The organism is Janthinobacterium sp. SUN176 (assembly GCF_030587335.1).
GTDB classification, from domain to species: domain Bacteria; phylum Pseudomonadota; class Gammaproteobacteria; order Burkholderiales; family Burkholderiaceae_D; genus Janthinobacterium; species Janthinobacterium kumbetense.
In genome coordinates this window covers 970,114-993,025 of sequence record NZ_JAPWIA010000001.1, presented here as the reverse complement: position 1 = coordinate 993,025, position 22,912 = coordinate 970,114, and the positions used below count along the sequence as shown (strand labels likewise).

The following is a 22,912-nucleotide window of genomic DNA, read 5'->3' as shown; positions in this document are numbered from 1 at the left end:
GCGAAACGGGCGTAAAAAGTGAAACTCAAGTGAAACTGGCGCACGGTTCGGCTGAACCGTGCGCCAGGAAATGCGCTAGCGTGCGCCTTGCAGAAAAAGCAAACAATGCTTGGGGTCAATTGTTTCTAAAAAACCCTCTCGCACTAGGGTGTCAGGAAATGTTCAGGGCAAGGCGCGTTGCCGAAGACAGTACGAATGTACGGCGAGGCAATGCAACGCCGTCCTGGACTTTTCCTGGCGGCCTAGGCTGCCAATTTTTCGATCAAGCCCATATCGGCGCTGGACATCAGCTGGTCGATATCGACCAGGATCAGCATGCGCTCGTCGATGGTGCCCAGGCCGATCACGTATTCCGTGTTGATCGAACGGCCCATGTCCGGCGCCGGCTTGATCTGTTCCGGCATCAGGGTGGTGACGTCGGAAACGCGGTCGACGACCATGCCGACGACGCGGTTGCCGATATTGAGGATGATGACGACGGTGAACTGGTCATAGCTGGGCGTGCCCAGGTTGAACTTGATGCGCATGTCGACGATGGGCACGATGATGCCGCGCAGGTTGACCACGCCTTTGACGAACTCGGGCGCGTTGGCGATGCGGGTCGGCGTTTCATAGCTGCGGATTTCGCTGACTTTCTGGATGTCGATGCCATATTCTTCCTGGCCCAGGGTAAAGGCCAGGTATTCGGCAGCCTTGGCAACGGTTGCGCCAGTGTCGCTGGAAATGGTGTTCATGATATTCCTTTCGTTAACTCGCCTGGGGCGCAGGCCAAGGCACGCTGCAAGCAAGCCTTGGACGTGGCAGAGTCACCCAACAGGGGATGGCCGCCACTTGTGTGTTTTTGCAAATATTTTCTAGCAATTAGCTTATGCCTCTAATTTCCGTGCGGCAATGTTACCCCATGTAAATTTTACATGCACTAAAAAAGAGCGACCGTCTGATTTTTGATTTTCAAAAATGCAATTTATGTGGCGATTACGGCACGCCGGCCCCCGCCACGCACTGCGCCGTTTTATGCCACACTGGCGGCCCCTGCTTTTTACGACTGTGAACATGCATTCTTTGCTTTCCCAATGGCAACCACGCCTGCTGGCGCTGGCTACGGCCGGCCTGGGCGATGACGGCGCCCACGACCTCAACCACCTGCACCGCGTCTGGCGCAATGCCAGTGTCCTGCTGCAAGAACATGCGGACGCGGACGCCCTCACCGTGATGGCCGCCTGCTACCTGCACGACCTGGTCAACCTGCCCAAGAACCACCCCGAGCGCCACCTGGCCTCGCGCCAGGCCGCAACGCTGGCTTGCCGCCAGCTGGCGGAACTGGATTTCCCATCAGAAAAATTGGCCGGCGTGGCTCACGCCATCGAGACGCACAGTTTTTCCGCCGACTTGCCGCCGCACACGCTCGAAGCGCAAATCGTGCAGGATGCCGACCGCATCGATGCGTTGGGCGCCGTGGGACTGGCGCGGTTGTTCTATACGGCGGCGCGCATGGATAGCGCGTTGGCGCATGGCACGGACCCGCTGGCGCAGCAGCGTCCGCTCGACGACAAGGCTTACGCGCTCGACCATATCGTCACCAAGCTCGACAAGCTGCCCGGCAAGATGCAGACGGCGGCGGGCCGCGCGCTGGCCGAACAGCGGCTGGCCGTGCTGACGGATTTCCGCGCCGCCTTCGCCGACGAATGGGGAATTGCCATCTAGCATGGGTGGCGATAGCCAGCATGGCCCACGCTGTCTATAATGCAAGGCTCAGCTATCGCGCCGCGCGCCAGCAGGAAGCTGCCACGCGCCGGCGCCACGCCAACAACTGAACTCCGCACGCCGCACAGCGGCGCGGGGTGCGCGCCGAAAGCATGCATGTCCGATAAAACCAGCCCCGACAGCCATTCACCGTCATCGCCCGCCGCGCCCGCGCGCGCCGGCAACCTCAATTTCATCCTCGTCTGCGTCTTCATCGACATGCTGGGCATCGGCCTGGTGGTGCCCGTGCTGCCCATCCTGATCGGCGACTTTGTCAACGGCAAGGATGAGCAGGCATTCTGGTACGGCATCATGGCGGCCGTCTTCGGCTTGCTGCAATTCATCTTCATGCCCATGCTGGGCGCCATCAGCGACCGCGTGGGACGCCGTCCCGTGCTGCTGTATTCGATGGCCGGCATGGGCATCAACTTTCTCGCCACGGGCTGGGCGCCGAACCTGGCCTGCCTGTTCATCGGCCGCATCATCGGCGGCGTCTCGTCGGCCAGCATGTCGGTCGCGTCCGCCTATGCGTCCGACGTCTCCACGCACGACAACCGCGCCAAGAGCTTCGGCAAGATCGGCGCCGCCTTCGGCCTGGGCTTCATTTGCGGCCCCATGCTGGGCGGCCTGCTGGGCGAAATCAACCTGCACCTGCCGTTTTACGTGGCGGCGGGCCTGTCGGCGGCCAATTTCATCTACGGCTATTTCTGCGTGCCCGAATCGCTGCAGCCGGGTCCGCGCGCACCGTTCACCCTGGCGCGCATCAACCCGTTTGCCGCCCTGCTCAAGCTGGTGCGCCGCGTGGAGATCCGCGGCCTGGTGCTGGCCTTCGGCCTGATGACGTTTGCGCAAATGATGCTCAACACCACCTGGGTGCTGTACACGCACTTCCGCTTCGACTGGACGCCGCGCCAGAACGGCATCGCCCTGTTCTGCGTGGGCCTGTGTGCGGCTGTCGTGCAGGCGGGCTTGCTGGGCATCCTCATCAAGCGTTTCGGCGAAGTGCGCCTGTCCCTGCTGGGCATGGCCTCGGGCGCCCTCACCTATCTGCTGTACGGCCTGGCGACGCAGGGCTGGATGATGTATGCGTTGATCCTGTGCAACCTGCTGGCCTTTGCCGCCGGACCGGCGCTGCAAGGCATCATCTCGAAATCGTCCAACGCCAGCGAACAGGGAGAGCTGATGGGCTCCTTGCAATCGATCAGCAGCCTGGGCATCATCTTCATGCCTTTGCTCGGCAGTATGATTCTCGGCGAAGTGAGCCACTTGCCGCCGCAAGACTGGCGCATCGGCAGCACCTTCTACCTGTGCGCCATCATGCAAACCCTGGGCATCCTGGTAGCCTGGCGCTACTTCAAGGCGCAACGCCAGGCAAGACTTATGGTTTCCACCACAAAGTAGTCGGCGGGATAATATTGTATTTGGGAAATAAATAGGCGAGAATGGGATAATCAAGCGGGCGTTGCCGACGCCGGCGATACGATGGTGAGCAAGGATGGGTATGACTGACTTTTATTCCAGCGCCTGGCGCCGAACCGTGGCCATGCTGGCGCTGGCGCTGCCATCGCTGGCGGGCGCACAATGCTCGCGCGACATCCAGGTGCCCGTCTCGGCCATCGGCGCCAGCGTCGTGGTGAATGGCGCCACCATCAGCGGCATCTATCCCGACTTGCTGCGCGGCATGGGTGCCAAGCTCGGCTGCAATTTCATCTTCACGGCCGTGCCCCGCGCGCGCCTGGAAGCAATGTTCGAGGCGGGCAAGGCCGACTTGCTGATCCCGGCCAGCAGCACCTTGCGGCGCGACCAGCATGGCCTGTTCATCCCCATGCTGGGCAGCCGGCCCCTGCTGATTTCGCTCCAGGGCGCGCGACCGCCCATCAACACCATGCAGGAATTGATCGAGCGGCGCGAATTGCGCGTGGCGCTCGTGCGCGGCTACGACTATGGCGCACCGTACCAGGCGCTGGCGAAGGAGCTGAGCAGCCAGGGCCGCCTGTTCTACGAAGTCGACGCCCTGTCCGTGGCGCGCCTGATGCAAAGCGGCTTCATCGATGCCACCATCATGGCGCCCACCATCCTCGCCGGCGTGGCGCAAAACGATGCGCGCGTGTATGGCCTGGCCGACCGCCTGCGCCTGGAAGCGCTGCCGGAATTGCCGTGGGGCATGAGCGGCGTCTACCTGTCGCGCAAGTCGCTGACGGCGGAAGACCAGGCGACCCTGCGCGAACTGCTCGACAGGGCGGGCCGCTCCGGCGCCGTGATGGACGGCTTCCAGCGCCATCACCGCCAGGAACTGTTGTCGCTGAGCATACGCCCCCGCTAAGGCCTGCATGTCCGGTCTGGTCGTCGCCGTCGTCCTGTTTGCCGCCCTGCTGCACGCCAGCTGGAACGCCATCGTCAAGTCGGGCAAGGATACCTTCCTCAGCACGGTGCTCGTTTCCGTGGGCGCGGCCCTGATTTCGCTGGCCGCGTTACCCTTCGTCAACACTCCCGCGCCCGCCAGCTGGCCCTACCTGGCCGCCTCGGCCGTGGCACAGCTGGCGTATTACTCGCTGCTGGCGGCTGCCTACAGGGCGGGCGACATGAGCCATGCCTACCCCTTGATGCGCGGCAGCGCGCCATTGCTCGTGGCGCTGGCCAGCTGGCCGCTGATCGGCGAACGCCTGTCTCCCATGCAAATGGGCGCCGTCGCCTGCATCTGCGCGGGCATCCTCGGCCTGTACGTTGCCGCGCGCACGGGCGCCATCGGCAGGATGCCGAAAAACACGGGCCGCGCCACCGCCTTTGCGCTCGGCAACGCCTGCGTCATCGCCAGCTATACCTTGATCGACGGCATCGGCGTGCGCCTGTCCGGCGCGCCGGCCGCCTACACCATGTGGATTTTTGTCTTGAACGGCGCAGGACTGCTGCTGTGGACGGCGTTGCGCCGCCCCGCCGACTTGCTTGCGTATGCGCAAACGCAATGGCGCCTGGCCGCCGTTGGCGGCTTCGGCACCCTCGCATCGTATGGCCTGGCCCTGTGGGCCATGACGCAGGCGCCCGTGGCCGCCATCGCGGCCCTGCGCGAAACGTCGATCCTGTTCGCCATCGCCATCGCGGCCCTGTTCCTGCGCGAAAAGATCAGCCCCCGCCGCTACCTGGCCATCGGCCTGATCGCGGCGGGCGCCATCCTCATGCGAATCGCTTAGCGGGCGTCGAGCGGCGCAATCGGCAACTCGATCGCGCTGGCCGCCCCTGTCGCGTGGTACACGCGCTGCGTCGCCTTTCTATAATGGCCCGGGTCGGCCAGGAAGATGTTCGGCACGTAGTTTTGCGGGTTGCGGTCGTACAGGGGGAACCAGCTCGACTGCACTTGCACGGCGATGCGGTGGCCGGGCAGGAAGACGTGATTCGCGTTCGGCAAGGCGAAGCGGTAGCGCTCCACTTTACCTGCCGGTATCGGCGTCGGGTGCTCGAAGCTGTCGCGGTAGCGGCCGCGGAAGATATCCATCGCCACGCCCAGCTGGTAGCCGCCCATGGCCGGCTGCGACGGCACTTCGTCCGGATACACATCGATCAGTTTCACCACCCAATCGGCATCCGTGCCGCTGGTGGCGGCAAACAGGTTCACCATCGGCGCGCCGGCGATGCGCACGGCCGTCTTCAACGGTTCGGACACATAGCTGAGCACGTCCGTGCGGTCGGCATAGCCGCGCTGGTCGCTGACCAGCCATGGTTTCCACACATCGGGGTCCATGAGGCGCACGGGACGGGGCACGAAAGGCACGGGCTTGGCGGGATCGGCCACGTATTCATCGAAGGCGCCTTCAGCCGCATCCGCAGCGCCCGATGGCGCCGCAAAACCCAGCCTGGAACCGTCCTGCAGGTAGATCGGCGTCAGTTTGGTGTCGCAGGTCTCGCAGGCCAGCGGCCACTGCTGCAGGCGCTGCCACTGGTTGGTGCCGGTCTGGTACGACACCACGGGCGCCGTGTTCGCTTCCGGCGCGCCATCCTTCAGGTATTGATTGAGGAACGGCTGCATGACTTTTTCGCGGAACTGGCGCGCCGTATCGCCGTCAAACTTCAGGGCGCCCAGGCTGGAGCCGTCATAGTTGACGCCGCTATGGCGCCACGGGCCGATGGCCAGGTAATTGAGGTTGTTGCGCTTGTCGCGCCCCTCCATCGCCGTGTAGGTGGCATACGGGCCATAGATGTCTTCCTGGTCCCACTGCCCCACCACGTGCATGGTGGGCACGATCAGCGGGCGCTTGGCGAGGATTTTGTCGAGCGCCTGTTCCTGCCAGTAACTGTCGTAGGCCGGGTGCTCGAACAGCTTTTTCGTGTAGGTCAGCTTGTCGATGCCGAACTTCTTCGCGTAATCGCCGGCCGAGCCGATGCGCAGATACGCATCGTATTCGTCATACACGCCCAACGCCGGCGCCTCGCTACTGCCGCGCGCGCTCGTCTGCCACGCCAGGTAGGACAGGCTCGGCATGCGGAAGGCGCCGTTGTGGAACCAGTCGTCGCCGCGCCAGCCATCGACCATGGCGCTCATGGGAATGGCCACCTTCAGGGCCGGATGCGGGTCGACCAGGGCCATCAGCACCGTATGACCCTCGTACGAGGAGCCCAGCATGCCCACCTTGCCATTCGTTTCCGGCACGTTTTTCACGAGCCAGTCGATGGTGTCCCACGCATCGGTCACGTTATCGACCTTGGTATGGTTCAGCGGCCCGCGCACGGGGCGGGTCATGACGTAATCGCCTTCCGAGCCATGCTTGCCGCGCACGTCCTGGAACACGCGGATGTAGCCGTTTTCCACCAGGGTATCGTCACCCTGCGGCAAGGCGGCCAGCATGCTGGGGCTGGCGGCGCGCTGGGCGCGGCGGGCCGCATTGTACGGCGTGCGCGTGAGCATGATCGGCGCTTTCTGGGCGCCTTTCGGCACGACGATCACCGTGTACAGCTTGACGCCGTCGCGCATGGGGATCATCACCACGCGCTTGACGTAGTCATTCACATCGGGCATGACCAGCTTGGCGCCGATATCGGGCGTCATGGGCGGCGTTTGCGCCATCGCGGGTGCTGCAAACAAGGAACTGATAACAAAAGCCAGGCCGGTGAGCCGGACGGGGGACGACATGGGCATACTGTTCTCCAATGATTCATGCCACGCAAAAGTGGCCGAACGGCAATAGTACTCGGAAAGCAAGTTTTACATAAGGCAAGCCTCTGACGCGGCGCAGCAGATAAATCCGGGCGCAAACTTGACAGAACGCGCCCGAACTGCAACCATAACGCCATGAAATTTATCCCTTCACAACACGCCTGCTTGAATTGGTGGTCCCGCTCACTTTCGCGCGGCCACTGCATAGTGATGTGAATTTGATCCACGCCGCCTCGATCGGTGGCGTAACAGGCTCAGCCTGGATCATCCCCGATGCAGGCGGCTCAAAAGGAAACTTGATGAGCTTGCCTAATACGCCCGATACCCCCGACACCCAGGACCAGAACGACGCCGCGCCGCTGTCCGCTGCCGCCATCGCTTCGCAATCCGTGATCCTGACGGGCGACCGCCCCACCGGCCCCTTGCACCTGGGCCACTACGTGGGCAGCCTGCGCGACCGCGTGCGCTACCAGAACAGCTACAAGCAATTCATCATGCTGGCCGACGCGCAGGCGCTGACGGACAATATGGACGACATCGACAAGGTGCACCGCAATGTCGTCGAAGTGGCGCTCGATTACCTGGCCGTCGGCATCGACCCGACGAAAACCACCGTGTTCATCCAGTCGCAGATTCCGGAACTGGCCGAACTGACCTTTTACTACCTGAACATCGTCACCGTGGCGCGCCTCGAGCGCAACCCCACCGTCAAGGAAGAAATCCGCCTGCGCGGCTTCGAGCGCGACATTCCGGCCGGCTTCTTGACCTACCCGGCCAGCCAGGCGGCCGACATCACGGCCTTCAAGGCGGGCGTGGTGCCCGTGGGCGAAGACCAGATTCCGATGATCGAGCAAACGAATGAAATCGTGCGCCGCTTCAACCGCATGTATAACCGCGAAGTATTGATGGAATGCAAGGCGCTGGTGCCGGACATCGGCCGCCTGCCCGGCATCGACGGCAAGGCGAAGATGAGCAAATCGCTGGGCAACACCATCAACCTGGGCGCCACCCCGGCCGAAATCACGGCCGCCGTGAAAAAAGTCTACACCGACCCGCTGCACCTGCGCGTGGAAGATCCGGGCCACCTGGAAGGCAACATCGCGTTTACGTACCTGGATGCGTTTGACCCGGAAAAAGCGGCGCTGGCCGAAATGAAAGCCCATTACGTGCGCGGCGGCCTGGGCGACAGCATCGTCAAGAAGCGCCTGGACCTGGTCTTGCAGGAAATGCTGGCGCCGATCCGCGCCCGCCGCGAAGAGTTCGCCAAGGACAAGGGACAAGTCATCCAGATGCTGAAAGAAGGCACCTTCAAGGCACGCGAAGTGGCGGCCCGCACGGCCGATGAAGTCAAGTCGGCGCTGGGCTTGAACTATTTCTGATCAGCAGCAATAGCAAACTGATATAGCAAACTGATGCGCTCAGGCGGAGTCGGGTAAAATCCCGCTTCCGCCTGGGCGCAATTCGTTTGTCACCGTGGCACCAGCAATCCGTAGAGAAAACAACGCGCCATGACCGATACCCCTGTCGAACAGCTGCTGCAGCAGCATTTTTCCATCGATGCATTGCAGCAAGCGCCCGCGCCCCTGCAGCAGGCGCTGGGCATGCTGGGCGGCTGGCTGGCCGCCGAGCGCGACACGGCCTATCCGCACACGCCGTATGCGGAGCTGCTGACGCAGCTGTCCGACACCAGCCTGCCCGCGCACGGCATGCCCGTGGCGGATTTCCTGCAAGAACTCGACACCACCGTGCTGGCCAATACGGCCCAGCTGAACCACCCGCAATACATCGGCCACATGACCCAGGCCTTGCCGTGGATCAGCGTGCTGGCCGAAGCGTTTACGGCCACCCTGAACCAGAACCAGGTCAAGATCGAGACGGCGTATGTGTCGACCCTGATCGAAAAGCAGATCCTCGGCTGGCTGCACCGCCAGGTGTACCAGCAAGCCGATAGCGTCTACACGCAGGCGATGGCCGCCACCAGCGGCGCGCTGGGCAATGTCGTCAATGGCGGCACCATGGGCAATTTGACGGCCCTGGCCGTCGCACTGGAACAGCAATTGCCCGGCACGCGCAAGCGGGGCCTGTTTGCCGCCATGCAAGAATCCGGCTATGCGGGGCTGGCCGTGATCGGCTCGGCCCGCAGCCATTATTCCGTCAAGAAGGCGCTGGCGACCCTGGGCCTCGGTGAAAACGCCTTGCACCTGGTGGCCGTCGACCGCGACAACCGCATCGACGTCCAGGCGCTGGAAGCGACGATTGCCGACTTGAAATTGCGCAATATCAAGGTCGTCGCCATGATCGGCATCGCCGGCACGACGGAAACGGGCGCCATCGACCCGCTGGCCGCCATGGCAGCCATTGCCGCGCGGGAAAGCATCTGGTTCCATGTGGATGCGGCCTGGGGCGGAGCGCTCTTGATCGCGGAACAGTACCGCGGGCTGTACGACGGCATCGCGCTGGCCGACTCCGTCGTCATCGACGGGCATAAATTGCTGTGGGTGCCGATGGCGCAAAGCATGGTGCTGTTCAAGGATAGCGCCAGCCTGAACCTGCTGAAGCACAACGCCAACTACATCTTGCGCGACAACTCGGGCGACCTGGGCCAGACTTCGCTGGAAGGCTCGCGCCGCTTCGATGCATTGAAACTGTGGACCTCGTTCAAGGTGCTCGGTGTATCCGGCTACACGACCTTGCTGCAGCAGGCGGCCACCTTGTCCGGCCAGTTGCAGGACTTGTTGGCCGACCAGCAGGATTTCGAACTCGTCACGCGCTCCGACACCTTCATCCTGACCTACCGCTACGTGCCCGCGCATTTGCGCCAGCGTATGGACAGCTTGCTGGCCGGCGGCCAGGTGGACGCGGCGACCGAACTGAACAAGCAACTGAACACCTTGAACGCCAAGCTGCAAAACCGGCAAAAGGCGCAAGGCCACAGCTTTGTGTCGCGCACGGTACTCGAGTCGACGCGCTACCCCGGCCCGACCAATGTGCTGCGCGTGGTCATGACGAATGTCAAGACGCGCCCCCACCACTTGCGCGCCATCCTGGCCGAACAGCGGGCCATCGGCCAGGCGCTGACGGCGGAACTGGGATTGTAAGAGCGTTCCACCCATCAACCTTGACTGGATGCCCGATGCACCGCCTCAGCGCCCTCACCGATCTGTTAAAGCATCTGTTGAAATGGTTGCTGCTGGCGAGCGTCGTGGCCGTGCTGGCGGGCTCGGCCTCGGCCGCTTTCCTGTTCGCCCTGGACTGGGCCACGCGCACGCGCCTGGCGCACGCCTGGCTGATCTGGCTGCTGCCCGTGGCGGGCTTTGCCGTCGGCTGGCTGTATTTGCGCTATGGCAGCAGCGTCGAAGGCGGCGCGAATCTGCTCATCGATGAAATCCACGACCCGAAAAAAATCATCCCCTTGCGCATGGCGCCGCTGGTGCTGGGCGGCACCGTCGTCTCGCATTTGTTCGGCGCCTCCGTCGGACGCGAAGGCACGGCCGTGCAGATGGGCGGCGCGCTGGCCGACCAGCTGACCCGCATGTTTCGTTTGAACAATGAAGACCGCCGCATCATCCTGATGGCCGGCATCAGTGCCGGCTTTGCCTCCGTCTTCGGCACGCCGCTGGCGGGCGCCCTCTTCGGCCTGGAAGTGCTGGCCATCGGCCGCCTGCGCTACGAAGCCATGCTGCCCTGCCTGGCCGCCGCCGTCATCGCCGACCAGGTGGTCCTGCTGTGGGGTCCGCTTTTGCACATTGCTCACACGCATTACGCCGTACCTTTGACCCCCGCCATTTCCGCCTGGACCTTGTCCGCGATGGTCATCGCGGGCGTGCTGTTCGGCGTGACAGGCAAAGTGTTTGCGCAAGCCACGCACGGCTTGAGTGCCTTGATGAAACGCAAGATTACCTACGCTCCGCTGCGCCCGCTGATAGGCGGCCTCGTCGTCGCGCTCGCCGTGTGGCTGCTGGGTACGGATCGCTACATCGGCCTGGGCATTCCCACCATCGTCGATGCGCTCAAGGAACCGCTGCCCGCCTGGGATTTCCTCGGCAAGATGGCGTTTACCATCGTCTCGCTGGGCACGGGTTTCAAGGGCGGCGAAGTGACGCCATTGTTCTTCATCGGCGCCACCCTGGGCAATGCGCTGGGACCGCTGCTGCACCAGCCCGTCACCCTGCTGGCCGCCATCGGCTTCGTCGCCGTGTTTGCGGGCGCGGCCAACACGCCCATCGCCTCGACCCTGATGGCGATGGAACTGTTCGGCGCAGAGATCGGCGTATACGCGGCCATCGCCTGCGTCGTGGCCTACCTGTTTTCCGGCCACGCGGGCATTTACCGGGCGCAGCGGGGCGGCCACGCCAAGCGCACGCCCCACAAGGATCCAGCGGACACATGACACAGAATATCTACGACAACGACGCCTTCTTCACGGCCTACAGCCAGCTGCCCCGCTCCGTCGGCGGACTCGACAGCGCCCCCGAGTGGCCAGCCCTGCGCGCCATGCTGCCGGAGATGCAAGGAAAAAGCGTGCTGGACCTGGGTTGCGGCTACGGCTGGTTTTGCCGCTGGGCAGCCGAGGCGGGCGCGGCATCAGTGCTGGGCGTGGACGTGTCGGAAAAGATGCTGGCGCAGGCAGCCGGCATGGGAGACCATGCGTCCGTCAGCTATGCCCGGCTTGATCTGGAGCAACTGGCCTTGCCGCCGGCCAGCTACGACCTCGTCTACAGTTCGCTGGCCTTCCACTACGTCGAAGGCTACGCCACCCTGCTGGCCGCCATCCGCCAGGGTTTACAAGCAGGCGGCAAGCTGGTGTTTTCCATCGAGCATCCGATCTTCATGGCGCCGCGCCAGCCCGGCTGGCTGACGGATGCGCAAGGCCGCAAGCGCTGGCCCGTCGACAGTTACCAGCAGCAAGGCCCGCGCGTCTCCGACTGGCTGGCGCCGGGCGTGATCAAACAGCACCGCACGCTGGGCACGACCATCAATGCGCTGCTGCAAGCGGGTTTCCAACTGGAACACGTGGAAGAATGGGGTCCCAGCGATGAGCAGGTCGCCCTGCAGCCGGCCCTGGCGGAAGAGCGCGAGCGGCCCATGCTGCTCCTCATCGGCTGCGGCCTGGCGTAGTCTCCCCTCAGCTGGCCACGTTGCGCGTAAACCGCAAGGTGGATGTGCCAGCGTTGACATAGCTATACGCTTGCGCGCTGCTGAACACGAAGAAATCGCCCGTGACCAGCGTTCTCGTCCCGGCCGCCAGCTCCAGCTGCAGCTCGCCTTCCAGCACATACAACATTTCGCTGAAGCCGGCCGGATCAGGCTCGGCATCGTAGCGCTCGCCCGGCGCCAGTATCCACGACCATAGCTCCACCTGGCGGCTGGCGGGCGCCGCCCCCAGCAACACGGCCTGGCTCGCTTGCGATGCGCTTTGCCACATCAGCACGCGCAAGCTGTCGTGCGGCTGCCGCGGCGGCTGGACCAGGTCGACGAAGGCCACGTTCAAGGCGGCGGCCACGTGGTCCAGGTTGGCCAGGCTGATGTTGGTGCCGCCCGCCTCGACGCCGTTGACCATGCGCCGGCTCAGGCCCGACTGGCGCGCCAGCTCGTCCTGGCTGAGGCCGGCGGCCAGGCGCAAGCGCCGCAGATTTTTGGCCAGGTGTTCCAGCACGCCACCGGCCTCGACTTGACTGCGCAATATATTGCTCCTATCATGATGGGAAATATTTTGCTCATAGCATAGCTCCCCATGAAAACACACGCAAGTCCCCCGCCCGCCCTCGGCATGCCCGAACTGGCCCTGATCGCCATCACCTTCATCTGGGGTGGCACTTTTCTCGTGGTGCAACATGCCATGACGGTCAGCGGGCCGCTGGCCTTTGTCGCCGCCCGCTTTGCCGTGGCCGCCAGCATCGGCGCCCTGATTTGCCGGGGCCAGCTGCGCCAGCTGACGAAGGCGGAGTTGCTGACGGGCATGGCCATCGGCGTGAGCATCTTTGGCGGCTATGCGCTGCAAACCTATGGCTTGATGTATATCACGAGCAGCAAGTCCGCTTTCATCACGGCTTTTTATGTGCCCATCGTGCCGCTGGTGCAATGGCTGGCCTTCAAGCAGCGGCCCCACCCTGCCGTGTGGGCGGCCGTCGTGCTGGCGTTCATCGGCTTGCTGTTATTGACGGGCACGGATGGCTTGAGCATGGGTTTTGGCACGGGTGAGCTGATCACGGCCGTGGGCGCCATCGCGATCGCCCTGGAAATCATCCTCATCAGCCGCGTCTCGCCGCAATTGAACATCCTGCGCGTGACCATCGTGCAACTGGCGACGGCGTCCCTGATCGCCCTGCTGTTGATGCCCGTCATGGGCGAAGCGCCGCCCGTCCTCAGCAAGACCTTCATCTTCAGCGTGCTGGCACTGGGCTGCGCCAGCGCGCTGATCCAGTACGTGATGAACTGGGCGCAAAAGCGCATTTCCGCCACCAAGGCCACCTTGATCTATGCGGGCGAACCGGTCTGGGCCGGCGTGATCGGACGCATCGCCGGCGAGCGCCTGCCGGCCCTGGCCATCGTGGGCGCGATTCTGATCATTTGTGCGGGCATCCTCAGCGAATGGCGGCCGAAGCGGGGCCGCAGCGCGGCCAAGGCCGTGCAGCCATAAGTTCAGTCCCCGCCCCGCCGCAGCGCCGCATCGCCATGCAAGGCCAGCGGCACGGCCCTGGCCCAGCGGTTCGAGGACAGGGAAAACGTCAGCGCCCGCACCTGGTGGTACCAGCCGGCGGGTACGTACAGCATGTCGCCCGGCTCGACGAGGCATTCGATCATGGCAGCCTGGCGCGCGAGGGGAAAACGCTCGAAATCGGGCGCTTCCGGGTCGAAGGGCGAGCCGAACAGAATGGCGTTCGCCTCGCTCGGATACAGGAAGACATCGTGGTGCGGCGGCGATAACATGATGCGCTTGCGGCCCCACACTTGCGCGAAGATATTGTCGTCGTAATCGCAATGCAGGGGCGTGACCGTGCCGGCCGGCCCCACCCAGAAGCGCGGCGGACCCATCTTGTCGAAATACGTGGGCCAGTGGCACAAACGGTTCAGTTCGCGCAATTCCAGGTTGCCCAGGTAAGGCGGCAGCGCGTGCCTGCCCTCTGCCACCAGGTCCAGGTATTGCCCCATCGACATATCCTGCATGGCGCGGTCGGCCGCAAAAGCCGTGTTGATGTAATCGCCCACGCGCGCCCGCACGGGCACGTGGCTGAACTGTTCGCGCAAGACGTCGGGCCCCAGGGCCGACAGGGGCCAGCGCTGCACCAGCCCGCGCATCAGGAAAGGCAGGCCCAGCGCGGCCCGCGCGCGGAAGGCGGCGGCGTCCAGCATGGCCAGGCGCGGCACCTCGGTGATGCTGGGCAAGTCGCGCGCCGCCTGCTTGATGGCCTCGCGCATGGCGTCGATCGAGGTGACGCCGCGCACCTGGGCATCCTTGGCTTCGCGCGCTTGCTTGTGCGCAAGGGCTGTTGCGGCAGAACTGAATTCTGCCGGCGGCCTGGGCGGCAGTGCGCGCGTCGAGATGGGGGCTGCCGCAAGCGGGAGCGGCTCTTTTTTTTCTGCAGACATAAATCTTCTTTGCGATCAGGCGTCGCGCGGCATGGCGCGACAGTGCGCTATTTTAAGCCAGCAAGGTCTGTTTCAGCACATCGGCCTGCTCGCCCGCCTGGCGCGCCTTGGCGGCATATTCGCTGGCCGTGCCCGGATGCAGCCAGGCCTGGGCCTTGGCGGCCAGGTTCAGGTACAGCCGTTCTTTTTCCTGCAGTGCCCTGACGGCCGCCCAGATGGCGTCTTCCGCCTTGTCATGCTGCAACTCGCCCAGCATTTGCGCCGTGAAACTGTGGCCCGTATGGCAGCGAAAACGCTGCGGCTGCTGGCCGTGCAGCTCCCACAGCGTGCCCTGGCATTCGGGACAGGTGAAAGTCGATGGCGTGGCAATTTTTTCCAGTTGGTCCATATTTCCCACTCCCCGGGCAAAACGGTTTTCCACGGCGATCCATGGGGGCGCGGGCGGCAAGGGTTGCGCGACGCGGGCCGGCGTGCCGCTGGCCAGCGCCAGCAGCGCCGAACCGATCTCGGCGGCCGGCAAGCGCCAGTCCACCGCCGCATGCTCGATCGCGCTTTGCGGCATCGACGGCGCCACCGCGTCCTGCGGCTCCTGCACCAGCGCCTTGCCGCCGCAAGCCTTGATGGCTTGCAAGCCTGCCGTGCCATCGTCGAGATAGCCGCTGAGGATCACGCCCACCACCTTCGGCCCGAAAGCGGCGGCGGCACTGCGGAACAGCGGGTCGATGGCGGGACGCGTATGGTTTTCCTTGGGGCCCCGGCTCAGCCCGACCGTCGCCTGGCCAGCCAGGTTGGCAACGAGCATATGCCGGTCCGGCGGCGCCAGCAGGATGCGCCCCGCGCGCACGGGTTCGCGCTCTTCGGCAAAGCGCACGGGCAAGGCGGAGGTTTTAGCGAGAATCTCGGGCAGCACGCTGCTGCGCCGCCCCACATGCGCGACCACCAGCACGGGCGCCGGCATATTGGCAGGCAAGGCAGCAAAGATGGCGGACAGCGCTTCCACGCCGCCCACCGAGGCGCCCATGACGATCAGCGTTTCCATGCCGGCCCCTTTCGCGCGCAGGTCCAGCGGTTATTCTGCTGCGCCTTGCATCGCGATTCCGTGCGCCGCCTAACACAGGGCCGCATGACGCCATGTCACCCTGGGACGCATCGGGGCCAGGCGTCCTCAGACGGGCGTCTTGAAAATCGGATCGACGATGAATTGCTGGGCCTTGATGCGCAAGGTGCGCTCTTCATCGAGCTCGGCGCGCGTTTCGCCCAGCTCTTCGCGTTCCGCTTCCAGTTCCAGGCGCGCGGCCGCCAGTTCCGTTTCCACGCGCGTCAGGCTTTCCAGCTTCAGCTGGGCCTGGATCAGTTCGGCGCGTGCCGCTTCGGCAGCCTCTTCTAGGCGCGGGATGCCTTCGAGCTTGAATTGCGCCTTGGCCAGGTCCATGCGCGCCTGCTCGGCCGCTTCTTCCAGGCGCGGCAAGCCTTCCAGGCGCAGCTGCGCCTTGGCCAGGTCCGTGCGGGCCTGGTTCGCCACTTGCCGCTCCCGTTCCAGCTCCTCGCGCAAGGTTTCCAGCTCGCCGGCCTGCAAGTCGAGCAACTCTTGCTGGCGCTCGTTCTCGCTGGCCAGGTCCATCAATTCCTGTTGATTGTCGTTCATCTCGGCTTCATGCGCGCTGTGGCTGGCGCTTAATTCCTGTCCTACATAATCGAGGATGGCTTGCTGCAGCACGGGCGACAGTTCGGCGGCGGCAGCGATCTGGCGCTGCGCACCCGCCTTGCGGCGCTGCAAGAGCTTGCTGATGGTGCCCAGGCAGGCGCCGTTGCCCAGCCGTTCGCGCAAGGCGCGCACCGTGATGGCCTGGCCTTCGCCCGCCATCGCTTCCATTGCCGCATTGATCTGTTCCGCGCTTACTTTTGCCATGTCGTTTACTCTTGAATATTGCTCAGGGCAATCTTGCCCAGGGGCATTATCTTATGCCAGCGGCGGCAAAGCGTAAAGTATTTCTCAATAGAAATTGCAATTGCACAACGGAAGCGTGTGCAAACATGCGGCTTCGGCTGATTTATTCTTCCAGCAAGCCATTCTCCGTCAACATATCCTGCACCAGTTCCAGGCGCAGCACGGGATTGTCCTGGCTAAGCAGAAGCTGCTTCTGCATGGCGTTCAGCGACAGCAGCTCGCACCAGCGGTTCGCCACCCAGCCGCATTCGTCGAGCCGGTATGGCGGCTGCAGGGGCATTTGCTCAGGCGGGATCTTTTGCTCCTGCAAGGTGCGGATCAGGGCGCCGAGCGCGTCGGCCACGTTTTGCTGCTCTTGCGGGATGGGAATGGTCTTGTCGGGTGCCAGAGTTTCGATCCGCGCCACCCACAAGCCGTGCTTCAGCTGCTCGCTGGACACGATGTGAAAGCGCTGCATGCCCATGCATTTGATTTGCAGCAAGCCCGACAGGGGCGCGGCCCAGTCGACGATGCGCGCCAAGGTGCCCACGGGCGCCAGGGTTTCCTGCTGGCCCGGCTTGCGCACTTCCGCGCCGTCCAGCAGCTGCACCACGCCGAACGGCTGCTCGCCCATGATGCACTGACGTATCATGTCCAGGTAGCGTACCTCGAAGATCTGCAGGGGCAGATAGCCATCGGGATACAGCACCGTATTGAGCGGGAACAAAGGTATCGAGGTCATAGGCGCATGATGGCACGAATGGCATATCCGTGCTGCGCGCCTTGCCCTGCCCGGCCAACTTCCCCGCTTACTTGTAGAAGCGGCGTTTTTTCGCCCGCTCCGCCGCCTTCGGCGCCAGCACCTTGACGGCTTTCTTCTGTATCGTGCCGCCGGCGGACGTGCCCGGCACGCGGTGCTCGGCCTCGAAACCCGGTTCTTCGCCGCGCTTGAGGGTTTGCCGGGTCAGCGCTTCCACGGCCGACAGCAATTCCACCTCGTCGGCGCAAACGAGCGAGACCGCTTCGCCCGAGGCGCCCGCGCGGCCCGTGCGGCCGATGCGGTGAATATAATCTTCCGCCACGGTGGGCAAGTCGAAATTGACGACGACGGGCAATTGGTCGATATCGAGGCCACGAGCGGCCACGTCGGTGGCTACCAGCACCTGCACTTCGGCAGATTTGAAGCGGGCCAGCGCGCGCAGGCGGTTCGGCTGCGTCTTGTCGCCGTGAATCGAATCGGCGCGCACGCCCTGCTCCAGCAAGGTGTTCACCAGCAGCTCGACACCCTTGCGCGTCTTGACGAAGACCAATACCTGGCCCCAGCGCTTTTTCTTCAGCAAGTGCAAAAACAGTTCCGGCTTGCGTTTCTTGTCGCACACGATCACCGACTGTTTCACGGCCTTGACCGTGCTGTTGCGCGCGCTGACCTCCACCGAGACGGGATCCTTCAGCATGGTTTTCGCCATGGCGCGGATGGCGTCCGAGAAGGTGGCCGAGAACAGCAGGGTCTGGCGCTGCTTGGGCATGGTCATCAGCAATATATCGAGTTCGCGCTCGAAGCCCAGGTCCAGCATGCGGTCCGCTTCGTCCAGCACCAGGGTTTGCACCTGCTCGAACTTGACGGCGCCCTGCGTCTGCAAGTCGAGCAAACGGCCCGGCGTGGCCACCAGCACGTCGAGGCCCTTGCGCAGCTTGCTGATCTGCGGCTCGATGGGCACGCCGCCATACGCGACAAAGCTGCGCAGCGGCAAGTTGCCGCCATAGCTGCGGAAGCTCGCATACACTTGCTCGGCCAGTTCGCGCGTGGGCACCAGCACCAGCACGCGCACGCACTGGGGCGCCACCACGCCTTCCAGGGTCAGGCGCTGCAGCAGCGGCACGGCAAAGCCGGCCGTCTTGCCCGTGCCCGTCTGGGCGGCGGCCATCAGGTCGCGCCCGGCCAGCACGGCAGGAATCGCTTGCGCCTGCACGGGCGTGGGCTTGGCATAGCCGAGCTCGTCAAGTTTGCGGACCAGGGGATCGATCAGGCCGAGGGAGGAAAACGTCATGGGAAAAGCAATCTTGGCAAAGGAAAAGGTGGCGCGCACGGACGGGCCGTGCGCGCGATTGCCGAGATTATAGGCCAGCGGGGATGCCGGCCGGGATTTCGCAACTAAAACATCGCCATCAGAACTTCATTTCCATGGTCGCGCGCGCCTGCGGCGAACTCGGCGAAATGTTGTTGCGCACGATCGTGCCGCTGGCATCCGCATACGTGGTGGTACTTTCAAAATCCTGCGCCAGCAAATTCGACACGGCCAGGCGCAACTGGTTCTTCGCATCGAATTTCCACAGCGCATAAATGTCGAGATCGCGCCGCGGCGACGTGTAGGCGCTCTGGCGCTCCGTGATGCGCACGGGGCCGCCATTGCGGAAATTGAAACTGCCGCCCGTGGTCAGCATGCCATCGGGCGTCTTGTAGTCGAGGCCAACGTTGCCGCTGACGGGGGTTTGCTGGTCAAGCCGGTTGTCCGGTCCCGGCACGTGCTCCACCTGCGACCAGTTGCGGCTGACGCTGGCGCGCAAATCGATGGCCGGCACGGGCGCGGCCAGCACGGCACGCAGCGGGAACTTCGCCTCCAGTTCCAGTGTCTGCGTATTCGCGCGACCGTCGTTGACGGGCGTCGATACCCAGCGTTCATTGATATATAACAAACCCTGGCGCGTGTAGCCATCGATGCGGCGGGCCGAGGCGCGCGCGCTGAGCAAGGCGCCTTCGGCCCAGTAATGTTCGTAGGAAGCGTCGATGCCCAGCGCCAGCTCCGGCTTCAGGTTCGGATTGCCTTCGCGGTCAGGCTCGGTCTGGCTATTGTTCGTCGACATCATACGGCGTGGAATCAGGCTGGAAGTGGCCGGCGCCTTGTAGGTGCGCGTCAAGGCCAGGCGCACCTGGTCGCCCTTGGTATCAGGCAATTTCCACAAGGTTTGCAGCAGCGGGCTCCAGACGCTGCTGCGCTGCTGCACCTCGTCATAGGTATTGCCGATACTGCGCGTATCGATGCCTTCCCAGCGCACGCCCGCATACATGGACCAGCGCGGCGTGATCTCCCACTCGTCCTGCGCATACAGCGCCAGGCGCTTGATGTCGGCATTGAAGTCTTCATCGACGTTGAACGGAGGGCGCCCGCCCGGCAAGGCCAGCTCGCGCTGCCAGCGCTCTTCGTCCCGCTTGCCGTAGCTGCCATCCCAGCCCATCGACAAGGCATGGCCCGGGATGAGCGGCGAAGAATACTTGCCGGTGGATGACACGCTCTTTTCCGACGCATCCACGCGCGCGCTGCGGTCCAGCGCCAGTCCCACGCCATCGATATAGCCGAGCGGATGGTTATCGGAGGAATTATTGCTCAGGCCTACGCGCAGTCCCAGCTCCAGCCTGGCGCCGCCATCGAGCTTGCGCACCCAGGTCAGGTCCGTACGGCCAAAGACATAGTGGTTGCCGCCGTCGCTGTCATTCGTATCGTAGTCCGGCCGCAAGCCCATGAGCGTGTCGGTACGGCTGTGAGTACGGCTTTCGTTGCGTCCCACATTCAGGAAGAATTGCGCCGTCAGATTGTCGCCGCCGGGAAAAGCCCAGTTCAGGCGCGGCGACATATTGATGCCTTCCGAACGGCCATCGCCCGTGCCTTTGCTGCTGCGCAGCAGATTTTGCTGGCCTTCCGGCGCATAGCCCAGGTCCCGTGCCGGGTTTGCATAGTGATAGTCATAGCGATAAAAGGAGGCCGCCAGCGAATAGGAAAAAATGCCATCCTTGTCCGACAATTGCAGGTTGCCATTGCTGGAAAACGCATCGCGCCCGCCCCCCACGCCCAGCTTGACGTCGCGCTGCGCCGTCTTGACGGCCTTTTTCAGCACCACGTTGATGGTGCCGGCGATCGACTGCGTGCTGTATTCGGCGCTGGCCGCATGCAAGATCTCGATGCGCTCGATCACGTCGGGCGACAGGGTGTCGAGCGAAAAACCGGCCGGCGCACGCTCGCCGTTAAGCAATATCTGCGTGTAGCCGCTGCCCAGTCCGCGCATGCGGATTTCGCCGCCCGAACGCCCGGCCGCACCGGAAACGGTAATGCCGGGCAAGCGCTTGAGCACGTCGGTGACATTCGTGTCGCCATACTTGAGGATTTCCTCGCTGCCCACGATCATCTTGCTGGCCGTATCGTCGCGGCGCGGATCGTAGCCGCTGCCCTTCACTTCGACGGTCTGCATGGCGGGAGCGGCGGATTTCTCGGCCTTCTCGGCCTTCAGCGGTGCAGCGGCGGCATCCGCGGCTGGCGTTTCGGATTGCTGGGCCTGGACATTCCAGGCAAGTAACACGGAGGAACAAAGGACGGTAAGGCGAAGGCAACGGCGTGGCATCATGACCTGGCTAAAAAAGTTGGCTGAATAAAAATGGCTAAAAGCTAAAAAACAGGCCGCTGTATTGTGCTGTAATTTTTTCCGCGTGGCACAGTTTCCTGAAAATATTTCCTATGGCAAATTAAATTCGGCGGCCGGCTGCGCTACACCCCCTTGCATACGGTACATATCATTGCGCGCCACATCGCCGCTATAATGCGTTTTCATCATTGTTCCCATCACCCCGTCAAAGGCTTCCCATCGTGTCTGACCGTCTTGCCGTTTTGCCTCAATATCTGCTGCCCAAGGGAGCGTTGACCAATTTTGCCGGCCGGATCGCCGGCGCCAAGGGCGGCGCCATGACGACGCGCCTGATCCGCTGGTTCGTCGGCCGCTACAACGTCAACATGGATGAGGCGCTGGACCCGGACATCACGCACTACGCGAGCTTCAACGACTTTTTCACGCGCGCGCTGCGCCCGGACGCGCGTCCGCTGGCGCAAGCCGACTACGTCTGCCCCGTCGATGGCCGCATCAGCCAGTTCGGCACGATCAACAAGGACCAGATCTTCCAGGCCAAGGGCCACCATTTCAGCACGACGGCCCTGGTCGGCGGCGATGCGGCCCTGGCGGCCCAGTTCGAACACGGCAGCTTTGCCAATCTGTACCTGAGCCCGCGCGACTACCACCGCATCCACATGCCCTGCGATGGCCGCTTGACGCGCATGATTTATGTTCCCGGTGAACTGTTTTCCGTCAACCCGACGACGGCGCGCGGCATTCCCGGCCTGTTCGCCCGCAACGAGCGCGTCGTCTGCGTGTTCGACACGGCCAACGGCCCCTTCGTCATGACCCTGGTGGGCGCCACCATCGTCGGCAGCATGGCCACCGTCTGGCACGGCGTCGTCAACCCGCCCCGCACGGGCCAGGTGCGCGACTGGAGCTATGCGAACGACAATGTCGTGCTGAAACAAGGCGACGAGCTGGGCCGCTTCCTGCTCGGTTCCACCGTCGTCATGCTGTTCCCGAAAAACACGGTCGATTTCAATGCCAGCTGGCAGCCGGCCGGCCCCGTGCAGCTGGGCGAAGTCATGGGCAAGCTGCCCAAGTAAGGCAGCAAGACGCGCGCCTAGACGGGCGCGTCGGTCCGGTACATTTCCTCCATCAAGTCCAGAAACGCGCGCGTCTTGGCCGGCATCAAGCGCCGGCCGGGAAACACGGCCCAGCCCGTGACGAGCGGAAAGCTCCATTCCGGCAAGACCCGCACCAGTTCCCCCGTCGCCACATACGCCTTGGCAAAGCGGTCCGTGCTGGCCGCGATGCCCACGCCCGTACACGCCATGCGCACCAGCAATTCCGGCGAGTTCGCCAGCAGGCGCACGGGCAAGTCCCGCTCCCACGTCGTCTTGCCGCGGATCAAAGTCCAGTGCACGAGGCCATGCACGGCGCGTGGCAAGCTCAATAAATCGTGGCCATACAGATCGTCGGGATGCTCGGGCAAGCCGTGCACGCTCGTGTATTGCGGCGAGGCATACAGCGCCAGGGTGCTGAAGGCCACGCGGCGCGCGGCCAGGCTGGCATCGTCGGGCAAGTTGCCCATGCGGATGGCCAGGTCGAAATTCTCTTCCAGTAAATCCACGCGGCGCGCCGACAAGTCCAGTTCCAGCGAAATGGCCGGATAGCGGCGCACGAACTCGGCCAGCACCTGGCGCATCAGCGTGTCGCCAAAGTCGGCCGGCATGGAAATGCGCAGCAAGCCGCTGGGGCCTGCCTGGCGATGCTGGGCCAACGCGCCGGCCGCCTCCGTTTCTTCCACCACCTTGCGCGCATGCTCGAGCAGGCTGGCGCCGAATTCCGTCAGCGCCAGCTTGCGCGTGGTGCGCAACAGCAGCCGTTCGCCCAATTTCGCTTCCAGCAGCGAGATGCGCCGCGACAGGGTCGACTTGGGCAAGTCCACGCGCACGGCGGCGCGCGAGAAACTGCCGCATTCGACGACGCGGGCGAACAGCAACAAATCTCCGGGATCGATATCCATCACTGACCTTTACGTTCAATTGTTCCACTAGTGGATTAATGTTATCCATTTTAACGGCTTCCGCATCAATTTTGGAATTGCTATAGTTCATCCATCGCAA

The 22,912-nt window shown here is 63.7% G+C and carries 20 protein-coding genes; 10 read left to right on the top strand and 10 right to left on the bottom strand.

Features of this window, described 5'->3' with window-relative positions:
• Window positions 1–242 precede the first annotated feature (242 nt).
• Window positions 243–734, bottom strand: coding sequence for a chemotaxis protein CheW (locus O3299_RS04610; RefSeq protein ID WP_035818113.1), 492 nt, complete (start codon window positions 732–734; stop codon window positions 243–245).
• A gap of 319 nt (window positions 735–1,053) precedes the next feature.
• Here O3299_RS04610 and O3299_RS04605 point away from each other — a divergent pair, with 319 nt between their 5' ends.
• From O3299_RS04605 to O3299_RS04590, 4 genes are all read left to right on the top strand, one after another.
• Window positions 1,054–1,704, top strand: coding sequence for an HD domain-containing protein (locus O3299_RS04605; protein WP_305061605.1), 651 nt, complete (start codon window positions 1,054–1,056; stop codon window positions 1,702–1,704).
• Between the two features lie 156 nt (window positions 1,705–1,860).
• Window positions 1,861–3,144: a TCR/Tet family MFS transporter gene (locus O3299_RS04600; protein WP_099664352.1), complete on the top strand. Its 1,284-nt coding sequence runs from the start codon at window positions 1,861–1,863 to the stop codon at window positions 3,142–3,144.
• Window positions 3,145–3,244: 100 nt separating this feature from the next.
• Window positions 3,245–4,066 (top strand): ABC transporter substrate-binding protein, encoded by an 822-nt coding sequence (locus O3299_RS04595; protein ID WP_099664353.1) that lies wholly within the window; start codon window positions 3,245–3,247, stop codon window positions 4,064–4,066.
• A 7-nt stretch (window positions 4,067–4,073) separates the two neighbouring features.
• Complete coding sequence (locus tag O3299_RS04590; protein ID WP_305051643.1) at window positions 4,074–4,931, top strand: DMT family transporter; 858 nt, start codon at window positions 4,074–4,076, stop codon at window positions 4,929–4,931.
• Here the strand turns inward: O3299_RS04590 and O3299_RS04585 are convergent.
• Window positions 4,928–6,871, bottom strand: a complete 1,944-nt coding sequence (locus tag O3299_RS04585; RefSeq protein WP_305061604.1) for a CocE/NonD family hydrolase — start codon at window positions 6,869–6,871, stop codon at window positions 4,928–4,930. The two genes, O3299_RS04590 and O3299_RS04585, sit on opposite strands and share 4 nt — an antisense overlap.
• Window positions 6,872–7,188: 317 nt before the next feature.
• On the opposite strand from O3299_RS04585, the gene trpS reads away from it, so the two are divergent.
• The 4 genes from trpS (at window position 7,189) to O3299_RS04565 (ending at window position 12,007) form a co-directional block, all read left to right on the top strand.
• On the top strand, window positions 7,189–8,268 hold the full coding sequence (gene trpS / locus O3299_RS04580) for a tryptophan--tRNA ligase (protein ID WP_305051641.1): 1,080 nt from the start codon (window positions 7,189–7,191) through the stop codon (window positions 8,266–8,268).
• A gap of 129 nt (window positions 8,269–8,397) precedes the next feature.
• Window positions 8,398–9,987, top strand: a complete 1,590-nt coding sequence (locus tag O3299_RS04575) for a pyridoxal-dependent decarboxylase (protein WP_305061603.1) — start codon at window positions 8,398–8,400, stop codon at window positions 9,985–9,987.
• A 35-nt stretch (window positions 9,988–10,022) separates the two neighbouring features.
• Complete coding sequence (locus tag O3299_RS04570) at window positions 10,023–11,279, top strand: voltage-gated chloride channel family protein (RefSeq protein WP_305061602.1); 1,257 nt, start codon at window positions 10,023–10,025, stop codon at window positions 11,277–11,279.
• Window positions 11,276–12,007, top strand: coding sequence for a bifunctional 2-polyprenyl-6-hydroxyphenol methylase/3-demethylubiquinol 3-O-methyltransferase UbiG (locus tag O3299_RS04565; RefSeq protein ID WP_305061601.1), 732 nt, complete (start codon window positions 11,276–11,278; stop codon window positions 12,005–12,007). Before O3299_RS04570 ends, O3299_RS04565 begins: the two co-directional genes overlap by 4 nt.
• Before the next feature lie 7 nt (window positions 12,008–12,014).
• Here O3299_RS04565 and O3299_RS04560 read toward each other — a convergent pair whose 3' ends face one another.
• A complete protein-coding gene (locus tag O3299_RS04560; RefSeq protein ID WP_305061600.1) occupies window positions 12,015–12,572 on the bottom strand; it encodes a helix-turn-helix domain-containing protein in 558 nt (185 codons plus the stop codon).
• A gap of 51 nt (window positions 12,573–12,623) precedes the next feature.
• Here O3299_RS04560 and O3299_RS04555 point away from each other — a divergent pair, with 51 nt between their 5' ends.
• Window positions 12,624–13,529, top strand: coding sequence for a DMT family transporter (locus O3299_RS04555; RefSeq protein ID WP_305061599.1), 906 nt, complete (start codon window positions 12,624–12,626; stop codon window positions 13,527–13,529).
• Between the two features lie 2 nt (window positions 13,530–13,531).
• Here the strand turns inward: O3299_RS04555 and O3299_RS04550 are convergent, their stop codons facing one another.
• From O3299_RS04550 to O3299_RS04525, 6 genes are all read right to left on the bottom strand, one after another.
• Window positions 13,532–14,479, bottom strand: coding sequence for a cupin-like domain-containing protein (locus O3299_RS04550; RefSeq protein WP_305061598.1), 948 nt, complete (start codon window positions 14,477–14,479; stop codon window positions 13,532–13,534).
• 52 nt (window positions 14,480–14,531) lie between these two features.
• Window positions 14,532–15,518 carry a chemotaxis protein CheB gene (locus tag O3299_RS04545; protein ID WP_305061597.1) on the bottom strand — a complete coding sequence of 329 codons (987 nt, stop codon included), beginning with the start codon at window positions 15,516–15,518 and terminating at the stop codon, window positions 14,532–14,534.
• A gap of 126 nt (window positions 15,519–15,644) precedes the next feature.
• Window positions 15,645–16,388 (bottom strand): DNA-binding protein, encoded by a 744-nt coding sequence (locus O3299_RS04540; protein ID WP_046684938.1) that lies wholly within the window; start codon window positions 16,386–16,388, stop codon window positions 15,645–15,647.
• Between the two features lie 142 nt (window positions 16,389–16,530).
• Window positions 16,531–17,148 (bottom strand): LON peptidase substrate-binding domain-containing protein, encoded by a 618-nt coding sequence (locus O3299_RS04535; RefSeq protein WP_289913864.1) that lies wholly within the window; start codon window positions 17,146–17,148, stop codon window positions 16,531–16,533.
• A gap of 67 nt (window positions 17,149–17,215) precedes the next feature.
• The gene (locus O3299_RS04530) at window positions 17,216–18,454 is read right to left on the bottom strand and encodes a DEAD/DEAH box helicase (RefSeq protein WP_289898355.1); all 1,239 of its coding nucleotides are present in this window, start codon (window positions 18,452–18,454) and stop codon (window positions 17,216–17,218) included.
• Window positions 18,455–18,572: 118 nt separating this feature from the next.
• Entirely contained in the window at window positions 18,573–20,756 is a 2,184-nt protein-coding gene (locus O3299_RS04525; RefSeq protein WP_305061596.1) for a TonB-dependent siderophore receptor, read from the bottom strand.
• A 284-nt stretch (window positions 20,757–21,040) separates the two neighbouring features.
• Here O3299_RS04525 and asd point away from each other — a divergent pair, with 284 nt between their 5' ends.
• Window positions 21,041–21,889: an archaetidylserine decarboxylase gene (gene asd / locus O3299_RS04520; RefSeq protein ID WP_305061595.1), complete on the top strand. Its 849-nt coding sequence runs from the start codon at window positions 21,041–21,043 to the stop codon at window positions 21,887–21,889.
• A 17-nt stretch (window positions 21,890–21,906) separates the two neighbouring features.
• On the opposite strand, the gene O3299_RS04515 is transcribed toward asd, so the two are convergent.
• Window positions 21,907–22,812 (bottom strand): LysR family transcriptional regulator, encoded by a 906-nt coding sequence (locus O3299_RS04515; protein WP_077403254.1) that lies wholly within the window; start codon window positions 22,810–22,812, stop codon window positions 21,907–21,909.
• Between the last annotated feature and the right edge of the window lie 100 nt (window positions 22,813–22,912).